The following is an 18979-nucleotide window of genomic DNA, read 5'->3' as shown; positions in this document are numbered from 1 at the left end:
GCCATAAAAAAGCCCGGCCCATTGAGCAATTGCTTAACGGGCCGGGCTTTTTTATGGGTCTAGTCCCTTACACGAAGTTCGGCTTGTCGAGCTTTTTGGCGATGCGGTAGGCCGCATTCACTAGGCCTACGTGGCTGTAGGCCTGTGGGAAGTTGCCCCACTGCGAGCCGGTTTTGGCATCCACATCCTCCGAGAGCAAACCTAGGTGGTTGGTATAGGTAATGAGCTTCTCGAACTCCACAATGGCTTCCTCTACGCGGCCGACGCAGGCCAGAGCTTCTACATACCAGAAAGAGCAAATCAGGAAAGTGGTTTCTGGTGTTCCGAAGTCGTCGGCGTGGCGGTAGCGGTAGAACAGGCCTTCGGGTGTCTTCAGCTCCTTTTCCAACGCTTCCAAGTGGGTTTTGGCCACTTCCGAAGCCGGATCTAGGTAACCCATCAGGATGAGCTGCATGGTGCTGGCATCCAAGTGAGGCGAGCCGATGGCGTTGGTGTAGGCCTGTCGCTCGGGGCTGAAGCACTTCTCGATGCGGGTGCGGGCTTCTTCCATCAGGCGCGTGGCCAAGGCCTCCATTTCCGTGTTGCCGAGGGAGTGTGCCACCTGGCGCGCGGCGTGGCTGCCTGCCCAATGGAACAGGTAGGTATAGCAATGGTACTGGGCCAGATTGCGGAACTCCCACAGTCCCGCATCGGGCTGGTCCATGGTAGCTTCAATCAGGTGCAGGGCCTCATAAACGAGCTTTTCGGGGTTCGTATGTGCCGGGTCGAGGAAGCGGCAATCCACGTAAAGCGGCAGCAGCGCCACCAGCACCTGCCCATACACGTCGTTCTGGATGTGGGTGTAGGCATCATTACCGATGCGCACGGGCTTGTTGCCGAGGTAGCCCTCCAAGTCCAGTTCCTGCTCCACCAGTTCCGAAGCGCCGCTGATGCCGTACAACGGCTGGTATTTGCCTTTGATCTTGCTGGAAATGTTGGCGATGTAGTGGAAATAGCGCTCCATTTCCTCAAAGTGCCCAATGTTATTGAAGGCCGTGAGGATATAATACGTGTCGCGCATCCAGCAATAGCGGTAGTCCCAGTTGCGGGTGCTGCCCGGCGCCTCCGGCAAGGAGGTAGTACTGGCCGCGATAATGGCGCCTGTATCCTCGTACTGGTGAATCTTGAGGGCCAGCGCCGACCGGATTACCTGCCCCTGGTGGAAGCTGCTGATGCTGGTGCTTTTCACCCACTTGCGCCAGTAATCAATGGTAGCCAGCAGGAACCGCTCGGCAGTGCTTTCCAAAGGAGCTTCCAGTGGGGCGCCGTAGGTCAGGACGAGGTACTTGGTTTCGTTGAGCACGAAATCTTCCTCATCAAGCACGTACGTCAGCGGAATATTCGTGGTGAGGCGGATTTCTTCTTCCAGCCCCAGGAACGCAATGTGGTTGGAACTGCGGCGTCGGCTCAGTTTTAGCTCGCCGTACTGGCCTACGGGCTGGCAGGCTACTTTAATGCGGGGCGTACCCGAAATCGGCTCCACCTTACGGATAAACATCAGCGGCTTGTAGTAGCGCTCATACTGCGGGAAGCGCGGCGCAAAGTCCGTGACGCGGTAGCTGCCGTCCTCGGCCGTAATTTCGGTGCACAGCACGTTGGTATTGGGCAGGTAGTACTGCTCCGACTCGAAAGGGCCCGTGGCGGGGCTGATACGGTACTCGCCGCCTTTCTGCGAATCGAGCAGGCTGCCGAACACGAAGCTGCTGTCGAAACGCGGCCAGCACAGCCAGCGCACGGCGGTATCTTTCCCAATCAGGCCCAGAAAGGCACAGTTTCCAATCAAGCCCAGGTCGTAGGTATGCTTTGTCATCAGGAGATGGAATTGGAGCCGCCCGGTGGCAGCTGCGAAGAGTTCTGAAGTAGCTAGTACCTTATTGTAGCCGTCGAGGTTGCTCTACAGGCCTCTTTCACCCCGAATTATCCTGGCACCGGTGCATACCCCGGCGGCCTGCCTGCGCCTGTACTTCTGGCAGCAGCAGCTACCTGCACAGCCGTATGGCGCGAGCCTTCACAAATAAATCCGCCTGATTCTGCAGCAGTTAGCTGTATTTATTGAAATTTTTCGGACACAGGTATTGCGCCAAAAGAGCGGGCTTGTATCTTTGCACCACCAAAACGGAAAACACTCCGCTGGTAACTGGTCCGTTCGTCTAGGGGTTAGGACAGTAGATTTTCATTCTACCAACAGGGGTTCGATTCCCCTACGGACTACACACTAAAGGCCTTCTGCTCCCCGCAGAAGGCCTTTTTGTTTTCCACCGGCGCTGGCAAGGCCTTACATAGGATTGCCAAAGGAGGCTTCGGGCTTGCCTGAATAGCGTTGTACACCACCCTAGATAGAATTTGAACATCCCAGCCAGCGGGGCACAACTCCTTAATGATAGTGGTGAAAGCGCGTTAACGCCCTCTGCCCTACCTACCTGAGCACGCGCACTATCTACCCGATGGGGATGGATAAAGCAGGACGTTTCGCCCACATGCAGTTCCAGGAAATTAAAGCTACCAGCATCCAAGTGGCTCACCCTGCCCTGCAACTGGGAGTCGGCACGTAGTTGAACCACGTTAGCCGGCGGCCGAGGTATGTAGGCCACTTAAGGCCGATAAAGCTCGTCTGTGCCAACGCGTGAAACACGCGCTGGTACACCCGGAGCCGGTTATGGTAGTTAGAGTGGACAGGACGGTGACTACTCGTTAGAATTTAGTCAACACTCTTTGCTTGGCTATTGCAGCTCAAACGTTACGCTCACGTTGCCACGACCCAGAGCAGCGGCCAGGCCGGCTGGGTTGTCAACCCGCCCCATGCGGGTGTAGCGGTACGAGGTAGAAAATGTTTCGTAGAACAGTACCAGAGTGTTCGAGCCGTAAAGCAGCAGGTCGCCTGCCTGAATAGTACCGGGGTTGGCGGCGTCAGTGGGCAAAGCGTGGGGTAAGTCGTAGTATTTCTCGTTGCCATTCAGCTCCACCATCGAGACGGTCAAGGGCAGTTGGGCCACGAAGGCCGCAACGGTGGGGTTATCCAGCAAGGTGGCGGTAAACGTTTCTGACCCAACTCGGAGGCGCAGACGGTTGCTCATGGTAGGTAAAGTGGAAATATCCGGCCTAGGGGTATTGCTCTTACACGCCGCACTACCCATAGAAAATATGAGCAGCACTAGCAGCAGGCGCAGCTGTTTCATAAGCAGGAAGCGTACCGGCTAAATAGTGGCCGTGTCGATGACAAACCGGTAACGCACGTCGCCTTTCACCATACGCTCGTAGGCCTGGTTGATGTCCTGGATATCAATTAGCTCAATGTCGGACACGATGTTGTGCTCAGCGCAGAAATCCAGCATTTCCTGCGTTTCGGCAATGCCGCCGATGGTGGAACCCGCTACACTCTTGCGGCCCGGAATGAGGGCGAAGGCCGGGATTTCCATCGGTTTGGGGGGCGCCCCTACCAGGATGTGCGTGCCGCTGGTTTTGAGCAATGACAGATACAGGGGAATATCATGGTCGGCGGCCACGGTATCCAGGATGAAGTCGAACGAGCCCTGCACGGCCTTGAGTTGCGCCTCATCTTTGGTCACGACGAAATGATGCGCCCCCAAGGATTTAGCATCCTGCTCCTTTTCAGGCGAGGTGCTCAGCACGGTCACGTCGGCCCCAAAGGCCACGCCGAATTTTACGCCCATGTGGCCTAGGCCACCCAAGCCCACCACGGCCAGCTTGTGTCCCTTGCCCACTTTCCAGTAGCGAAGGGGCGAATAGGTGGTAATACCGGCGCAGAGCAGTGGAGCCACAGCGGCTAGGTTGAGCTTGTCGGACACGCTCACCACAAACTCCTCGCGTACCACAATGGTAGTAGAGTAGCCGCCGTAAGTGGGCACCCCATCCCGACCTAGGTTATTGTAGGTTTGGGTGTTACCCTCCAGGCAGTACTGCTCTAGGCCATCCTTGCAGTTAGCGCAAACTTGGCAGGAGTCGACCATGCAGCCCACACCGGCCAAGTCGCCGACCTTGAATTTGTTAACGTGGCTGCCTACCTGACTGATTCGGCCCACTATTTCGTGGCCAGGTACCATGGGAAAAATACCGGGAAACCATTCGTTCCTGATTTGGTGCAGGTCGGAGTGGCACACACCACAGAAGTGAATGTCAATCTGCACGTCGTGGGAGCCAACGTCGCGCCGCTCCAGGCTCCAGGGAGCAAGGTCGGCAGTTGGGCTTTGGGCCGCGTAGGCTTTCGTTTGAATCATGAGGTTAAGGGTAAAACGTTGCGCTATAATTTGACAATACAAAGCTATTGCCGGGCTACGCGGCCAGTCTTACAGCATTCAACGGGATAAGTATGCTTTTCAAAGGTGCGCTACTCTCGTACTGTGACGAATGCAGCTACCGTCCTGCTTCATCTGGTGTCCGCTGGTCGAAGCATCTCGCGTGCTTACGTTGCAGTGGCCTAGGCCAGTTGCTTTGAATGCGCTCAGCATGACCGTCTTTTTAGCCGGAGAAACCGTGCTGTTAGACCGGCTGCCGCATGGCTTCCAGTATCTTATCCGGGGTAATGGGTAGGCTGCGCAGGCGCCGACCGGTAGCGTGGAAAATAGCGTTGCCGACTGCGGCGGTCGTACCCACTATGGAAATTTCACCGATGCCTTTCACGCCCATGGCGTTGATGTAGGGGTCGTGCTCGTCGATGAATTCCACCGTCATTTCCGGGATATCGGCGTTGACGAGAATGTGGTAGTCGGCCAAGTTGGCGTTGGTGTAGCGGGCGAGCTTTTCATCCCGCACCGTTCCCTCCATTAGCGCCGCCCCAATGCCCATGATGCTCCCGCCGATGATTTGGGAGCGAGCCGTTTTTGGGTTCAGAATACGGCCGCCCGCCACTACGCTTACCCACTTGGTCACGTGCACGGTACCTAGCTCGGGGTCAACTTGGACCTCGCAGAAGTGTGCCCCGAACGAGTGCATGGAATGCTGCCCCGCGTCATCCTTGCCGGCATCGTCGGACTTAGCGTTGAGAGCGGCCTGCGCCGACTCATAGCCCGCGCCGTAGCGGCCCTGCCCACTGCCCTCTACGTCGGCTATACCGGCGCGCTTCATCAAGTCGGCAAAGCTTTCGCCTTTCTGCGCATTTGATTTCAGTTGAAGACGGCCTTTCACCACTTCCACGTCGGCAGGCTTGGCCCGGTACAGCGGCGACTTAGCGTCCATCAAGGCCAGCTTAGTGAGCTTCTGCCACACGTCTTGCGCCGCCACATATACCGACGACGACACGGTACCCGCGGCCATCGACCCCCCGGAAATGATGGTGGTCGGCAGTACTGTATCGCCAAGCTCGAAGCGCACCTTCTCTGGCGCAAGACCCAGGGCGTCGGCGGCCACTTGGGTGATGATCGTGTAGGTACCCGTACCCAGGTCGGTAGCGCCCACCTGCACCACGGCGTGGCCATCGGCGTAGAGACGCACCCGGGCATTGCCTTGGGCGCTGTGCACCGGGTAAGAGGCGGTGGCCATGCCCCAGCCCACCAAGTATTTCCCGTTGCGAGTCAGGCCGTTTTTAGGATTACGCTTGCTCCAGCCAAATAGCTCGGCACCACGGGCGTAGCATTGTTTTAAGCTCTTGCTGCTCCAGGGCTTGCCGGTACTGGGGTCCTTCTCGGCGTAGTTGCGCAGCCGAACGTCGATGGGGTCCAAGCCGAGTTGGGCAGCTAAGTCATCCATGGCGCACTCGATAGCAAAGGAACCCGGCGCTTCACCGGGCGCACGCATCCAGCTTGAGGTCATGACGTTGGCCCGCGCCAGCTGGGTGGTGGCCTCGAAAGCAGGACACTGGTAGAGCATGCCCACTATTTTGGCGTTGGTTTCGGCGTACTCATCCCAGGGCGAGGTAGTAGAGGTTTTCTCGTGCAGAAGAGCCAGCAGCTTGCCTTCTTTGGTAGCCCCCAGGCGAAGCGTCTGTTCCTGGTCTTCGCGGTGGCCCATGCCGGTAAACATCTGCGGGCGGGTGAGCACTAGCTTCACGGGCCGGCCTACAGCCTTGGCAGTCAGGGCCGCGAGTACCGTGTGAGGCCAGATTGGTCCCTTACCACCGAAACCGCCACCCAGATACTTGTTTATAACCCGTACCTGGTCCTGCGGCAAACCGAGGAAGGCACTCAGAGCCCGTTGTTGCCACGCTACCCCTTGTGCCGTATCGTAGACGGTTATGCGGTCGGCGGCTTCCCAGTGGGCGATGGTCGCGCCGGGCTCCATGGGATTGTGGTGGTTGGTGGCGTGGGTATAAGTGCCCGTTAGCTGCACCGGAGCCTTACGAAAGGCCTCTAGAGCATTGCCGCGCCGGGTGGTACCCTCAGCCGCACCGTTGGGATCCTTGGAGGGGTTAAATTTCTTCGCTTGCGGGTCTTGGTAGGAGGCAATGGGGGTTTCCGGGACTATGGTTACCCGCAGCTTAGCGGCGGCGTGCTGAGCATGTTCAAGCGTGTCGGCCACCACAATTGCCACGGGCTGCGCCGCATAGTAAACTTGGTCGGTGGTGAGGGGCAGAAATGTCATCTGCACCGAAGGTCCAATGGCCTCTTTACCTTCCTTGGTGTCGGCCGTTACAGCCGGCTTGGGCAGGTTTTGGTGGGTAAGAATGGCCAGCACCCCTGGCTCGCGCTGGGCCGCACTAGTGTCTATGCTTGTGATGCGCCCTTTCGCTACGTCACTAGTTTTGAGTACGGCGTGCACCATACCGGCCAAGTGGTTGTACTCGGCTGAGTATTTGGCCTGACCGGTCACTTTGGCCCGGCCATCCACGCGGCTCAGCGGCTGACCAACGGTAGCCGCCTGAGGATTAGTTTCGAAGAAAGCTGGTTCGCTGTTCATTGATAAGCTGTTGGCTACCAGCAGCTAGCTGCTAGCGTGGGTATAGTATTCTTTATCCGACCAAGGGCAATAGCCGACCGCTACATGCCCGCTACCTGCTGCAGGGCACGCACCAGCGTATTCTGAGCTAGCTCTACTTTATAACGGCTGTGCTCCCGCGGCTGAGCACCCTGCAACGCGGCCGCCGCGGCCGCCCGAAACGTAGCCTCCGTGGCCGACTGGCCTACCAGCGCTTTTTCCGCTTCGCGGCTGCGCCAGGGCTGCGCGCCCACTCCGCCCAGCGCCACACGCGCCGTCCGAATGGTGCCGCCTTGCACGTCTAGGCCTACAGCCGCCGAGGCCAGAGCGTAGGCGTAGCTGCTCCGCTCACGCACTTTCAAATAGGTGGAGCGCCGGGCATGGGTTGCAGTTGGAATTGTGAGGGCTACAATCAGCTCACCGGGTTCCAGCACAGTTTCCTTCTGTGGAGTAGTGCCCGGCAACAAATAGAAATCGGTGATAGACACTTGGCGTTGCTTGCCCTTCTGGTTTTCCAGCGTCAGCACGGCATCAAAAGCAGCCAGCGCCACTGATAAGTCGCCCGGATAGGCGGTGGCGATGCAGCTATTGCTCACGCCCAGAATGGCGAGGTTGTGGTTGTCGCCTTCCAGGGCAGGGCAGCCCGAGCCGGGTACGCGCTTGTTGCACGGAAACGCCGCGTCGCGGAAGTAACCACAGCGAGTGCGCTGCAAGAGGTTGCCGCCGATGCTGGCCATGTTGCGCAGTTGCGGCGAGGCTGCCAGCAAGAGCGACTCCGACACCGCTGGAAACAGCTCCTTGACCAAGGCATGCTCACCCACATCATTCATGCCCTCCATGGCCCCAATACGCAGTCCATCCGAGGTTTGCTCAATGCCCTTGAAGGGCAGTGGGTTGATGTCGATGAGCTGCGCGTGCTCTTCCAGATTGGCCTTCATCAAGTCCAGCAGCGTGGTGCCGCCGGCAATATAAGCGGCCGTCGGCTCGTCTTTGCGCAGGCGACTGGCCTCCTTGGCCGTGGCAGCCTGAGTGTAGCTAAAGTTGTTCATCCTTAGTTAAGAGTGAAATAGTGAAGTGGTGAGTTTGTGAAAGTAAAGTGGCCTTTTAGTGCGCCGGAACCCCTTAGGAATTCACAACTTCACAGTTCACAACTTCCTGCTTAGCCTTTGCCAGCTACCTCGCGCACGGCAGCCAGAATGTTGGGATAGGCCCCGCAACGGCAGAGGTTGCCGCTCATCCACTCGCGGGCCTGGGGGTCAGAAGTGGCGTGGCCTTCCTGCACGCAGGCCACGCCGCTCATAATCTGGCCGGGCGTGCAGTAGCCGCACTGGAAGCCATCGTGCTTGATGAAAGCAGCCTGCATAGGGTGCAGTTCCTCCCCTTTGGCTAGGCCCTCAATGGTGGTGATTTCCTTACCCTGCGTCATCACGGCCAGCGTGAGACAGCTGTTGATGCGCTTGCCATCTACGTGCACGGTGCAGGCGCCGCACTGGCCATGGTCGCAACCCTTTTTGGTCCCGGTCAAATCCAGGTACTCGCGCAAGGCGTCAAGTAACGTGGTACGCGGCTCGATGCGCAGGCTGCGGGCCTGCCCGTTTACGCGCAGCGTCACGTCGGTAGCCCCCTGAATCACTTTGGAGAAGGCCTTCAGGCGCTCAGCCTGGCTTACCAGCGGCGGAGCTAAGGCTAGGCCTAGAATGCCACCGGCCTGCTTCACGAACGAGCGGCGGGAGCTGTCGGCCGGCCCCGGTGTTGGGGGCTGAGCATCGGGAAATAGATCGGACTGCATAGGGAAATAACTAAGTGGCAAAAGAGTACGCCTTTAGGCGAGGAGCTGCGAAGTTGCCCGAATGGTTAGGCTACGGTCCTGGCACCTACTACCTGTCGCTCCTGCGGCAAATGAACTTACAGGAATTGTAAGTAAAGATACCAAGCCCTTGTTCACTCTTTTGTATAGCTTTCAAACGGATAAGTACACTTTTCAAAGAGTGCCTACTCCCCCGTCCGTTCTGCTTGACTGGTTGCCTTGCTTCGTTAGCGTTTAGCTACCGCAATAGGATTTTACTTGCTGCCGGATGACCGCCTAGTTTAGCAGTTGATTACTTCTAATTCTTCGCCACTATGCACCCGCTTCGCGCCTACCTGCACCGGTTTATTCCCTCCCTGACGGATGCCGACTGGCAACCGCTGGCCCAGGCCCTGCGCCCGCTGCACTTAGCTCGGGGGGAACATTTCGTGCAAGCCGGCGAGCGTCGGCACGAGTTGGCCATTCTGCTGCAGGGCTCCTGCCGCCTCTACTACCCCCGCCCCGACGGCGAAGAGCGCACCACCTACTTTTTCTTTGAAAACCACCTGCTCGGCGATTACCCCGGCTGCCTGACCGGCCAGCCCAGCCAGCTCAGTATTCAGGCCCTCACTGATGCTGAATTGCTTGTCTTTGACTATGCCGTGCTGCGCCAGCTATACGAGGAGCGGCCGGTGTACGAGCGGTTCGGGCGCCTGGTGGCCGAGTATCACTTGCTCGGGACCGATGCCCGACTGGTTGAGCAGTTGATGCTCTCACCCGAAGAGCGTTACCGCGCTCTGCTGAGCAGCGGCAAAACCAAGATTCTGGAATGCATCCCGCAGCATCTGGTGGCCAATTACTTAGGCGTCACGCCCGTCTCGCTGAGCCGCATCCGGGCGCGGGTAGCCCGAAAACCAGACGCGAAGGCGTAACCCAGATCCAGAAGCCAGAACTAGCGAAAGCCATTCATTTCTTAGCTTTTGTTATCGTTGGAGGCGGCGGCGGCAGCGGAAATTTGATCCATTCAAGTGTACCATTCTTTCGCTCATTACTGCCATGAAAAATCTCCTGAAAACTGAAGAACTAGCTCAAGCCCTCTTAGCCTTGGCCTGCTTTGCTACCCTGCCGTATGCGTGGTGGGTGCTGCCCGCTACCTTTCTGCTGCCCGACCTGAGCATGCTCGGCTACCTGGCCGGCCCGCGCGTGGGGGCGGCGGCGTACAATGTTGCCCACCACAAGGGAGTGGCTATAGCGGTAGGCCTAGCGGGTTGGTGGCTAGGCCTGCCCCTGCTGCTGCTGGCGGGCACGGTGCTACTTTTTCATAGCGCCTTCGACCGGCTGCTCGGCTATGGCCTGAAGCTCAATACGGGTTTTCATGACACTCATCTGGGCCGCGTGGGCGTGCGGCAGCCGCTGGCCTAGGAGCCTGCCAGATAGCTGCGCTAGGCCTAGGGCGCCTGCACCGGCAAGACGTATCCCTGCCATCTTGCATCTCTTTTGGGCTCCCTTAGTCGTCCTAAGCGGTAGCAGCTACATGTGCCTTTCGGAAAGTGAGCGGCGTGGTGCTGGTGTGCTTCTTGAAGAAGTTGTTGAAGTACGTGGGGTAGCCAAAGCCCAGGCTGTAGGCAATTTCACCCACGCTCCAGTCGGTGTGGGCGAGCAGTAGCTTGGCTTCCATTACCAGCCGCTCGTTGATGTGCGTGGTGGTGGACTTGCCCGTGACCTCCTTCACCATGGCATTGAGGTGGTTGACGTGCACGGCCATGCGCTCGGCGTAGTCGCTGGCCGATTTCAGTACCGGCTCGCGCAGTTGCGCCGTGATGGGAAACTGCACCTCCAACAAATTCAGAAATAGCGCGGTGATGCGCTCGGCCGCGTTGACGGGCGCGTGCTGGGGGGTGGCCGGTTCCAGCAGCGCCGCTTCGTGAATAATGATGGAAAGCTGGTTGCGCAGCAAATCGTCCTTGTGGGCGTACCCCGACTCCAGGTCGCGCCGCATCCGCGTAAACGCGTCGGTGAAGTAGCGGGCCTGCTCTTCGTTAAGGAAATAGACGGGGTTGCCCTCTACTTTGTAGAGCACCGTGTCTTTCAAACTCACGCTGCGCATGGCCGAGTGCAGAAACGACTCAGAGAAGCAGCTCAGGAATCCTTGCTGCTCATTAAAGCCCTCGTGCACTTCCCACGCGTAGGGAATCAGCCGGTTGGTGAACACCAGCGCCGGTCCGTTGACGACAAAGCTGCGGGTGGCGTAGTGCAGCTCGTTGGTTCCCTCCAGCACCAGCACCACCTTGAACATGTCGCGGCGGTTGAAGTTGCCCAGCCCGCACCGCGCCTCGTGCATGGTGAGCACCTCCACGTCTTCGCCGATGTGGTAAAGGGAAGGCGCGGTAAAGGGGCGCGTTTCGGTCATCGGATTGCTGAGCGCCTTGGCCAGCTGGCGGCGCTCCTGGGTATCTTTAAAAGACGCAGGAAGTTGGGGGTTTGTTTCAGCCATAGCGTGAAGATGTTGGACTAAGAATGGTGGCGGCGGGCTGCTTGCCCAGGAACCCGATTTCTGAACTTCGGCACGGGATAATACCTGGCTACCTCAGGTAGCCAAATCGGTTGCTTGTTGGCGATTTGGCCTAGAAGATTTGGTCTAGCAGCAGGTACCGGTCCCGGTGCTGCTCCGGTTCCAGCCGGGTGTTTACATCCAGGTGCATCACCGGGGCGGGAACAACCCGGTTGATGGGCGCCCAGTTCGGCAGGCCGGGGGGGTTGGGAGTACCGGTCTTGACGAAATTAGCGAAGTAGGCCTGCATCGTTTCCGACACCTTGTAATCGTCGGGGGTCAAGGCGAAAATCTTGTTGGTGACCAGATTGCCCAGGGCATATTCAATCTCGGCCGAATGCACCGCCCCGCGGGCGAGCGGGGCCTTGGGCGCCGCCGGGTTGGTGTTCTTCACGATGCCCCCAGCCAGCCCGGCCGTGCCGCCCCTACTTCCGGCCGCATGGTGGGCCGGGGGCGGCTGTAGAAGAAGCGGAACACGGGCTTGCCGCCCCCGGTCTGGCGGTGCAGGTCGGCCCATTTTCAGGTACAGAACCCCAGAAACCCGTCGCTAGCCAGGTCGGTGGCCACCTGCTCGACCGATTCGTCGGTGGTGGCCGCGTACAGCTTGAGCACCTCCGGGGCCCTGGCCCCGTACCGCTTTTGCACCGCTTGAGTATAGGCGGCCACGGTGGGCTTCTGGTTACCCAACAGGGCCTGGTAGCCCATTTCCTGCGAATTCCAGCCCACCAGCAGGGGAACTTTCGCCTGCTCACCGGCGGTGAAAATAGCTTCGGGGGATTTAGGGAGAAAGTAGCCGTCAACCACGGTGGTCCAGCGGATGGTGGGTTTGGCCGTCGACTAGAGCAGCTGCTCGGCGGGCAGGGCCTGCAAAGCCGCCAGGGAAGTGGCGCCCAGCGCTTCGGCAAACTTGCGGCCGTCCTGTTCGGCTTCGGCCAGGGAGATGGGGGCGCGTCACCTAAGCCAATCAACGAGCCGCTTTCGCCGATGGCCTGCGCAAACAGGTTCCGGGAAAGCGGCGAGGCCATGAGGGCACTCACCGAGCACGAGCCCGCCGATTCGCCTGCTATGGTCACCTTTTGGGGGTCGCCGCCAAAGGCTGCAATGTGCTGCTGCACCCAGCGCAAAGCCGCGGTCTGGTCCAGAAAGGCGTAGTTGCCCGACGCGTTATGCCCCGACGCTTGGGTGAGGGCCGGATGGGCCAGGAAGCCGAAGGCGCCCAGGCGGTAATTTACCGTCACGCTCACGATGCCCTTGCGAGCCATGCTTTCGCCGTCGTAGCGGGGTTCGGAGCCATCCCCGGCCACCCAGGCCCCGCCGTAGAAATACACGAGCACCGGCAGTTGTTCTTTAGCCGACTTGGCGGGCGTCCACACGTTCAGGTACAGGCAATCCTCGCTCATGCCCTGGGAGCGGGAGTTCATGTCGCCAAAGACCGGCAGTTGCATGGGCTTGGGGCCGAACTTCTGGGCTTTGCGCACACCGGACCAACGGGGGAGCGGTTGGGGCTCTTTCCAGCGCAACGTCCCGACCGGGGGCTGGGCAAAGGGAACGCCTTTAAACGAGCGGATGCCACTCGCTTCCGTGACGCCTTCGAGCACGCCTGCCGCCGTAGTGATCTGCGGGGCCGAGGTGGGTTTGGGTTGTTGAGCCCGGGCGGGCAACCAAGCCCCCACGCCGGCCATCAGGAGCAGAAAGAATACTTTCATACGGAACACAGTGAAAGACCAAGGCCCTTGCATTAGCCAACGGGATGCACTTGGTCGAGTGATAGATAAGATATAATGTAGTGCGCAGCTATCGGCCTGGAGGCGCCCACGGACCCGCGCCGTTTTTTTATAAGTTAGACACGTGGGTTGTGCCGTTCGGACTTGTGGCAGGCTCTTACTTGAAGCTGTTGTACTCCTGGTCGGTTACGGCCCGGCCCCAGTCCACAAGGCCCTTCTCGGTGTTCACGTTGAGCGAGATATGTGTCATACTCTGTTTGGGCGAGGCCCCGTGCCAGTGCTCCACGCCCGGCTGAGCCTGCACCACGTCGCCCTTGTGCAGCCGCCGGATGGGTTGGCCCTTCTCCTGATAATAGCCCAAGCCATCTGTCACCAGCAGAATCTGACCGGCGGCGTGCTTATGCCAGTGCGAGCGGGCGCCCGGCGTAAACGTGACGTTGCTGCTCGCGCAGTTAAAGGTGTCATCGTTTTTCACCAGCGTGTGCACGTATACCACGCCAGTAAACCAAGCTGCCGGCCCCCGCTCTCCCTTCGGGAAAGGGCCGCTCAACGGCCCGGCGGCGGGCGTAATGGATGTGGTTTGGGCGAAGCTGGTCAGGCCGATACCAAGGGCCAGGGCAGCAGTTAAGGTAATACGTTTCATAGCTGAGTGCTTTAAGAATGAGGAATGGCTGTTGGCGGCAGCCAGCGGCTAGAGGTGCTTGACCACCCGCGCCGGCACGCCCGCCACAATGGTGTTGGCCGCCACATCTTTAGTCACCACGGCCCCGGCTCCCACAATAGCGTTTTCACCGATGGTGATACCGGGCATCACCGTCACGTTGGCGCCCAGCCAAGCGCCCTGTTTCACCACGATAGGCCTAGAGATGGTGCTGCGGCGCTGCCCCGGCTCAGTGGGGTGGTTGGAGGTGATGAGGTTCACCTTGGGCCCTATCAGCACGTTGTCTTCCAGCGTGATACCGCCCCGGTCCATGAAGGTGCAGGCGTGGTTCACAAACACGTTCCGGCCAATCCGGATGTTGTGGCCGAAGTCGGTGTAGAAGGGCGGAATCAGGAAAAAGGTGTCGTCGACGGGCTGATTAATCAGCTCGCTGAACACGCGGTTCACCTGCTCGTTGTCGTCTATGCGCATGGCGTTCAGCTCCGAGGTAATGCGGATGGCCTTGCGGATGACGGAGTAAATCTGGGGGTAGTCAGGATCGTCGAGGGAAATGACCTCGCCGGCCAGCTCCCGCTCGAAGATGCTTCGGGGTTGGGGTTCCATAGCTTTAAAATGGAGCAGATTGACTTCTAAAAAGGATTTCCTGCCACTTAGCAGCTGGCGTTGCTAGCTGCTAAGTGGCAAAGGCGCTGGCGATTTCACTAGGCTTACCTGAGTGGACTAGGAGCACTTCAGCCAGCACCTCGGGCAGCTTATGCTCGTTGTCGGCCGCTGCTGGCCATGTGCCACGGCACATGCCGGATACGCCACCGGTTACCGGTTTATCATCTTTTGCTGCGCTTCGGAGTAGCGGGCGCCTTGCACATGGATACGCGCGGCAGCCTGCTCAATTTCTCGTAGGTCGTCGGCCGACAAGTGTAGGGCCGCCGCGCCGAGGTTCTCTTCCAGACGATGACGCTTGGTGGTGCCGGGGATGGGGGCAATCCAGGGCTTTTGGGCCAGCAGCCAAGCCAAGGCAATCTGGGCGGGCGTGGCCTGCTTGTCCTGCGCCAGGCGCCCCAGCAGGTCTACCAAGGCCTGGTTGGCCTTACGGGCTTCGGGTGAGAAGCGCGGCACGGAATTGCGGAAGTCGGACTTATCAAACTGGGTATTCTCGTCAATCTTACCTGTCAAAAAGCCCTTGCCCAGCGGGCTGAATGGCACGAAGCCAATGCCTAACTCTTCGAGCGTGGGGATAATTTCCTGCTCCGGCTCGCGCCACCACAGCGAATACTCGCTCTGCAGAGCCGCCACTGGCTGCACGGCGTGGGCGCGCCGGATAGCCTCCACGCCGGCCTCACTCAGGCCAAAATGCTTCACCTTGCCTTCCGCAATGAGGTCCTTTACCGCCCCAGCTACCTCCTCCATAGGCACAGCAGGGTCTACGCGGTGCTGGTAGAGCAGGTCGATGCAGTCGGTGCGCAGGCGCCGCAGTGAGTTTTCCACCACCTGCCGGATGTGTGCGGGTCGGCTGTTCAGGCCGCGGTTCTGGCCGGTTTGCTGGTCGATGTCGAAGCCAAACTTGGTGGCAATTACCACCTGGTCGCGCACGGGCTGCAGGGCTTCGCCTACCAGTTCCTCATTGGTCCAGGGGCCGTACACCTCCGCCGTATCGAAGAAGGTTACGCCTTGCTCGACGGCGGCCCGAATCAGGTGCACCATTTCCTGTTGGTCGGCGACTGGGCCGTAGCCGAAGCTCATGCCCATGCAGCCCAGGCCGAGAGCTGATACCTGTAGGCCACTGGTTCCTAATGCACGTTGTTGCATAATAGTGATTCGTAAAGGGTTATAAGTAGGGGCGCGCCGCTGCCCGCGGCAGGCCTTTCGGGGTGAGAGACTAGAGGTCGAACGTTACCTCGCTCATCCATTTTACTATGGCGGGGTCGCGGTGGTCGAAAAAAACGCTGGCCTTGGTGTCGAGCGTGGCAATGGCCACCAGGTCTTGGGCGCTCAGCTCAAAGTCAAACACTTGGACATACTTGTATTGAAAGTGGGTTAGGAGGCGCCTACGAGTTGTGGGCGGCCAGGTATTGCTCGTCGGTAACGGGTTCCAGCCAATCGGCCACGCCTTGCTTGATGTTGGGGTTGATGGCCAAATGAGTGAACAGGCTGTCGGCGGTGGCTCCGTGCCAGTGCACTACGCCGGGCGCAATGCTTACCGTGTCGCCGGCCCGAAGCAGTTGCGCCGGCCGGTCTTTTTCCTGGTAATAGCCGCGGCCGGCCGTCACTACCAGAATCTGCCCGGCAGGGTGCGCGTGCCAGTTGTTGCGCGTGCCGGGCTCGAACGTTACATCGGCCACAGTGCAGTCGGTGGGGTTATCACCAGCCAGCATGGTTACCCAGGCAGTGCCGTTGAAGTAGTCGGCCGCGCCGCGTTTGGTGCCGGCCGGGGCCTGGGGGGTGTTGGTTGAGTTGCTCATAAGAATCAGATCGGGGTTATAGTGGAAGTGCGTGAGGTAACTGGCGTATGCTGATATGATGTTCAACCCACCAGGCTGTTCGAGCGGCCCTAGCGCCCTGCTCAGAATCAGCTGCTTTCTATTACACTGAGTGGGATTTTTAGCCTTGCTTATCGTCTCTCATCCGGTTGATGAGTTCCTAGGTAGGCACATCCTCCTGGCATGCTGCTAGGCCACCTTCTAGTCGGTGCGGGTTGCTGCTGCAGTGAACTACGGCGTGCTGTGGGCACTGACTATCGAAAGCTAGAGTAGTCAGTATCCCAACCCTTTGCCGCGGCCTTGCCAACCACCTTACAAAGGTCCTGGAACTCCACTGGGGTCAGGTAACGACAATCAAAGGGACTAGTAAGAATTTCAAATAATCAGGGGCGGTAAAGCTCACAATACTGGCCCTGTCGCAATTGATGGTGTTGGTCAGGTTACAAAAGGCTGGACTGATCCAACGGTACAACCTGGCCTATACTGCGGCAGCCGAATCCAGTAAGGACAGGACCGGCAAATACAAACCCAGTAGGAAAAACCATACACAAGTATTCGGATGGCTGTGTCAGGGCTGTACCTTTGCCGGACCTTCGTGGGGTTCGGAGGTCCTATTTCCTTTGTTTGCTGTGCTGCACCTATTCCGGTTTCGCAGCTTGTGTGCGCTAGCCACAAGTCTGCTGCTTCTTTGCGCTTTCACCGCTACTGCCCAGAATACGCCACTCATCCGCGACCTGAGCCTGCGCACGGATACCATGCGCTACCAGTTAAGCCGCAACACGGTGCTGGTACAAAACGAGCCGAACCTGTACTTCTACTATCGGCAGGATGACGAAACGGCCGAGCTGCTGGTGTATCCGCAGCAGGTGAAGCCCAATGCTCCTTTGCGGCTGGTGCGCTCCGCCGATTTTTCCCTGCTCGATTCCCTGACGGCCATTGAGGGCGGGCAGTACTACCGGGCCAAGCTACGGTTTAAAGACCTAGGTGCTACTCGCTACCTGCGCCTCACCTTCCGACAGCCTTCCGACTCCGTAGGCCACCCGGCCCTGACGCAAACCGTAAATCTGCTGCCCGTTACGCGCACCACGCTGGAGTTTAAGCCCACCGATACGGAGCTCTTTATTGGGGAAGAAAAGGTATTTACCCTCACCAGCAACTACCCCAAAAACATCCGGCTTTCCTCAGAATGGACAAAGGGGCAGGATATCGACTACCGCCTCGATCAGGAAAATGGAGCACTCCGCCTGCATGTGCTGCCCAACGCCCTCGGTACGCGCCTGCTCACGATGCGCGCCCAAACCGAGCGCGCTTTCCTCATCGACAACAACCGCCGGGTAAGCTTTGCGCTGCCGCCTATTCGGCAGGAATTTACGGTTAAGGCCTCGCGTTTGCGCTTTCTCAGTGTCGATAAAAAGGAAATTACGCTCGATGACGCCTCCCGGCGCAAGGGCGTAGAGCTGATTCTGGACAACGGCCGGACGTTCGATCTGAAGAAAACCTACCGGATTGAAGACCAGGAAGAAGCGGGTGGCGGACTGGTGGCGGAGCTGTTCACGCGCCAGTACCTGACGAACGACCGGGTGCTTTGCTGGCTGCGCGTGTACAACACGCACCGCCAGACCGATAGCTACCTCTATATCAAGGAGAACGACCAGGCCAAGTACATCACCAACTTCAATATCTCGCCCAAAATCAGCATCAACACCGTGAGCGTGCGCCACCGTGGCGGCGACTGGAGCACGAACACCAACGTAAACCCCGGCGAGACGGTAGATGTGCGCCTGGAAGGCGAGTCGCTGTCGAGAGGGCGGTTCCATTTCGAGGATGTGCGGATAATTCCATCCGATTCCAGCATCCGGACCGATGCCTCGGTGGTGTACCGCGTGCAGGTACCTATCACGATTGACAAGAAGCGCATCACCATCTTCAATGCCGGCCAACCAACGGGCCAGTCGTTGCCCGTGCGGGAGTTTCAGCGCCCGCATCCGCTTGATTTTGTGGCTGTCACCTTCGGTGAAGCGCCTAGGCCAGTCACGCGCCTGAACGGCCCGGTGCTCTACGACAAAACCATCCGCGACGTGGTGTTCAGCTTCAACGCAGGCGCCATCGACTCGGAGCAGCAGCTGTACGGCAAGCAGTACCTAACCTTCGACATCCGCACCCAGAACGCAAAAGGTGAGCTGATTGAAATGCGCACTGTCGATAATATTGTAGTGTGCCCCGATGGTAACTCCGTGCGCGGCGCCTTCTATCAGGACAAGCAGTGCCAGGTGGGCAACATCAGCCTGAACAACTTGCTGGGATACCGCAAAACCTACGACCTCGACGATTGGAGTAAAATTCTTATCACTGTCAGACATACCCAGGCTCAGTACCAGGAGCCGGGCTTCACGCAGCAACTAGAGCTAGTACTCCAGCGGCGCGTGAAGTTCGATATTGACATTAGCTTTCCGGCAGGCCTACTTACCAAGCAGATTAATAGTGATGTAAAAGGCTATAACTCGTTTAATGGTATCAGTTTAGCGACGCTTGCACAGTTTAGTTTTTATAACCCAAATAAAATCAACAAGTTGCGCCCCTACAAAGTAGGCGCTGGATTCGTTGCTTTCAACGCTTTCAACCTAAGCCAAGATGCCAGTGTATCTCGGGAGCTAGGCATTGTAGTGTTAGGCTCCGTATACCCGACTCGCAGTGATGCGAAGTTTACTTTTCCGCTGTATCTAGGCGGTGGCTTCCTGTTGAATAAGCAAAAAATGTTCTTTATGCTGGGGCCAGGTATTGGCATCCGATTATAACTCGGTACCTCACACTTTACTCTACTTTTTAAAAAGCGCTCGGGCCGTAACGGTTCGAGCGTTTTCATTAAGTAGTGGC

17 protein-coding genes, 1 tRNA gene and 1 pseudogene are annotated in these 18979 nt (G+C 58.6%); 4 read left to right on the top strand and 15 right to left on the bottom strand.

Translation table 11 applies throughout. From position 1 onward, the window contains the following. Window positions 1–67: 67 nt before the first annotated feature. The gene (locus CFT68_RS02210) at window positions 68–1849 is read right to left on the bottom strand and encodes a glycoside hydrolase family 15 protein (RefSeq protein ID WP_088841791.1); all 1782 of its coding nucleotides are present in this window, start codon (window positions 1847–1849) and stop codon (window positions 68–70) included. 329 nt (window positions 1850–2178) lie between these two features. Here CFT68_RS02210 and CFT68_RS02205 point away from each other — a divergent pair. Beyond that, a tRNA-Glu gene (locus tag CFT68_RS02205) sits at window positions 2179–2250 on the top strand. A 509-nt stretch (window positions 2251–2759) separates the two neighbouring features. Here CFT68_RS02205 and CFT68_RS02200 read toward each other — a convergent pair. From CFT68_RS02200 to CFT68_RS02180, 5 genes are all read right to left on the bottom strand, one after another. Beyond that, complete coding sequence (locus CFT68_RS02200; protein ID WP_088841790.1) at window positions 2760–3215, bottom strand: cyclophilin-like fold protein; 456 nt, start codon at window positions 3213–3215, stop codon at window positions 2760–2762. 18 nt (window positions 3216–3233) lie between these two features. Continuing rightward, complete coding sequence (locus tag CFT68_RS02195) at window positions 3234–4274, bottom strand: NAD(P)-dependent alcohol dehydrogenase (RefSeq protein WP_088841789.1); 1041 nt, start codon at window positions 4272–4274, stop codon at window positions 3234–3236. Between the two features lie 262 nt (window positions 4275–4536). Further along, entirely contained in the window at window positions 4537–6888 is a 2352-nt protein-coding gene (locus CFT68_RS02190; RefSeq protein WP_088841788.1) for a xanthine dehydrogenase family protein molybdopterin-binding subunit, read from the bottom strand. 80 nt (window positions 6889–6968) lie between these two features. Next, on the bottom strand, window positions 6969–7955 hold the full coding sequence (locus CFT68_RS02185; RefSeq protein ID WP_088841787.1) for an FAD binding domain-containing protein: 987 nt from the start codon (window positions 7953–7955) through the stop codon (window positions 6969–6971). A gap of 110 nt (window positions 7956–8065) precedes the next feature. Beyond that, the gene (locus CFT68_RS02180) at window positions 8066–8695 is read right to left on the bottom strand and encodes a (2Fe-2S)-binding protein (protein WP_088841786.1); all 630 of its coding nucleotides are present in this window, start codon (window positions 8693–8695) and stop codon (window positions 8066–8068) included. A 332-nt stretch (window positions 8696–9027) separates the two neighbouring features. Between CFT68_RS02180 and CFT68_RS02175 the strand changes: the two genes are divergently transcribed. Further along, the gene (locus CFT68_RS02175) at window positions 9028–9624 is read left to right on the top strand and encodes a Crp/Fnr family transcriptional regulator (RefSeq protein ID WP_088841785.1); all 597 of its coding nucleotides are present in this window, start codon (window positions 9028–9030) and stop codon (window positions 9622–9624) included. A 124-nt stretch (window positions 9625–9748) separates the two neighbouring features. Continuing rightward, a complete protein-coding gene (locus CFT68_RS02170; RefSeq protein ID WP_088841784.1) occupies window positions 9749–10114 on the top strand; it encodes a DUF4260 domain-containing protein in 366 nt (121 codons plus the stop codon). Window positions 10115–10208: 94 nt separating this feature from the next. Here CFT68_RS02170 and CFT68_RS02165 read toward each other — a convergent pair whose 3' ends face one another. The 9 genes and pseudogenes from CFT68_RS02165 to CFT68_RS02140 form a co-directional block, all read right to left on the bottom strand. Beyond that, window positions 10209–11186 carry a helix-turn-helix domain-containing protein gene (locus CFT68_RS02165; protein WP_088841783.1) on the bottom strand — a complete coding sequence of 326 codons (978 nt, stop codon included), beginning with the start codon at window positions 11184–11186 and terminating at the stop codon, window positions 10209–10211. Between the two features lie 130 nt (window positions 11187–11316). Continuing rightward, window positions 11317–11760: a carboxylesterase family protein gene (locus CFT68_RS22035; protein ID WP_245815253.1), complete on the bottom strand. Its 444-nt coding sequence runs from the start codon at window positions 11758–11760 to the stop codon at window positions 11317–11319. Between the two features lie 2 nt (window positions 11761–11762). After that, window positions 11763–12047 carry a carboxylesterase family protein gene (locus CFT68_RS22030; protein WP_245815252.1) on the bottom strand — a complete coding sequence of 95 codons (285 nt, stop codon included), beginning with the start codon at window positions 12045–12047 and terminating at the stop codon, window positions 11763–11765. Between the two features lie 218 nt (window positions 12048–12265). Then, window positions 12266–12925: pseudogene (locus CFT68_RS22025) on the bottom strand (carboxylesterase family protein); the annotation flags it as partial. A gap of 199 nt (window positions 12926–13124) precedes the next feature. After that, window positions 13125–13610 (bottom strand): (R)-mandelonitrile lyase, encoded by a 486-nt coding sequence (locus CFT68_RS02155; protein WP_088841782.1) that lies wholly within the window; start codon window positions 13608–13610, stop codon window positions 13125–13127. Between the two features lie 48 nt (window positions 13611–13658). After that, window positions 13659–14231, bottom strand: coding sequence for a sugar O-acetyltransferase (locus tag CFT68_RS02150; protein ID WP_088841781.1), 573 nt, complete (start codon window positions 14229–14231; stop codon window positions 13659–13661). A 210-nt stretch (window positions 14232–14441) separates the two neighbouring features. Next, a complete protein-coding gene (locus CFT68_RS02145) occupies window positions 14442–15434 on the bottom strand; it encodes an aldo/keto reductase (protein WP_088841780.1) in 993 nt (330 codons plus the stop codon). A gap of 70 nt (window positions 15435–15504) precedes the next feature. After that, window positions 15505–15636 (bottom strand): hypothetical protein, encoded by a 132-nt coding sequence (locus tag CFT68_RS22240; protein WP_262490703.1) that lies wholly within the window; start codon window positions 15634–15636, stop codon window positions 15505–15507. Between the two features lie 37 nt (window positions 15637–15673). Then, complete coding sequence (locus tag CFT68_RS02140) at window positions 15674–16153, bottom strand: cupin domain-containing protein (RefSeq protein WP_245815251.1); 480 nt, start codon at window positions 16151–16153, stop codon at window positions 15674–15676. A gap of 581 nt (window positions 16154–16734) precedes the next feature. Here CFT68_RS02140 and CFT68_RS02135 point away from each other — a divergent pair. Next, complete coding sequence (locus CFT68_RS02135; protein ID WP_141106401.1) at window positions 16735–18900, top strand: hypothetical protein; 2166 nt, start codon at window positions 16735–16737, stop codon at window positions 18898–18900. Window positions 18901–18979: the final 79 nt, after the last annotated feature.

The organism is Hymenobacter gelipurpurascens (genome assembly GCF_900187375.1).
In the GTDB taxonomy this organism is placed as follows: domain Bacteria; phylum Bacteroidota; class Bacteroidia; order Cytophagales; family Hymenobacteraceae; genus Hymenobacter; species Hymenobacter gelipurpurascens.
Note: the sequence above shows the minus strand (reverse complement) of the source record. Positions and strands in the feature narration are given on the sequence as shown.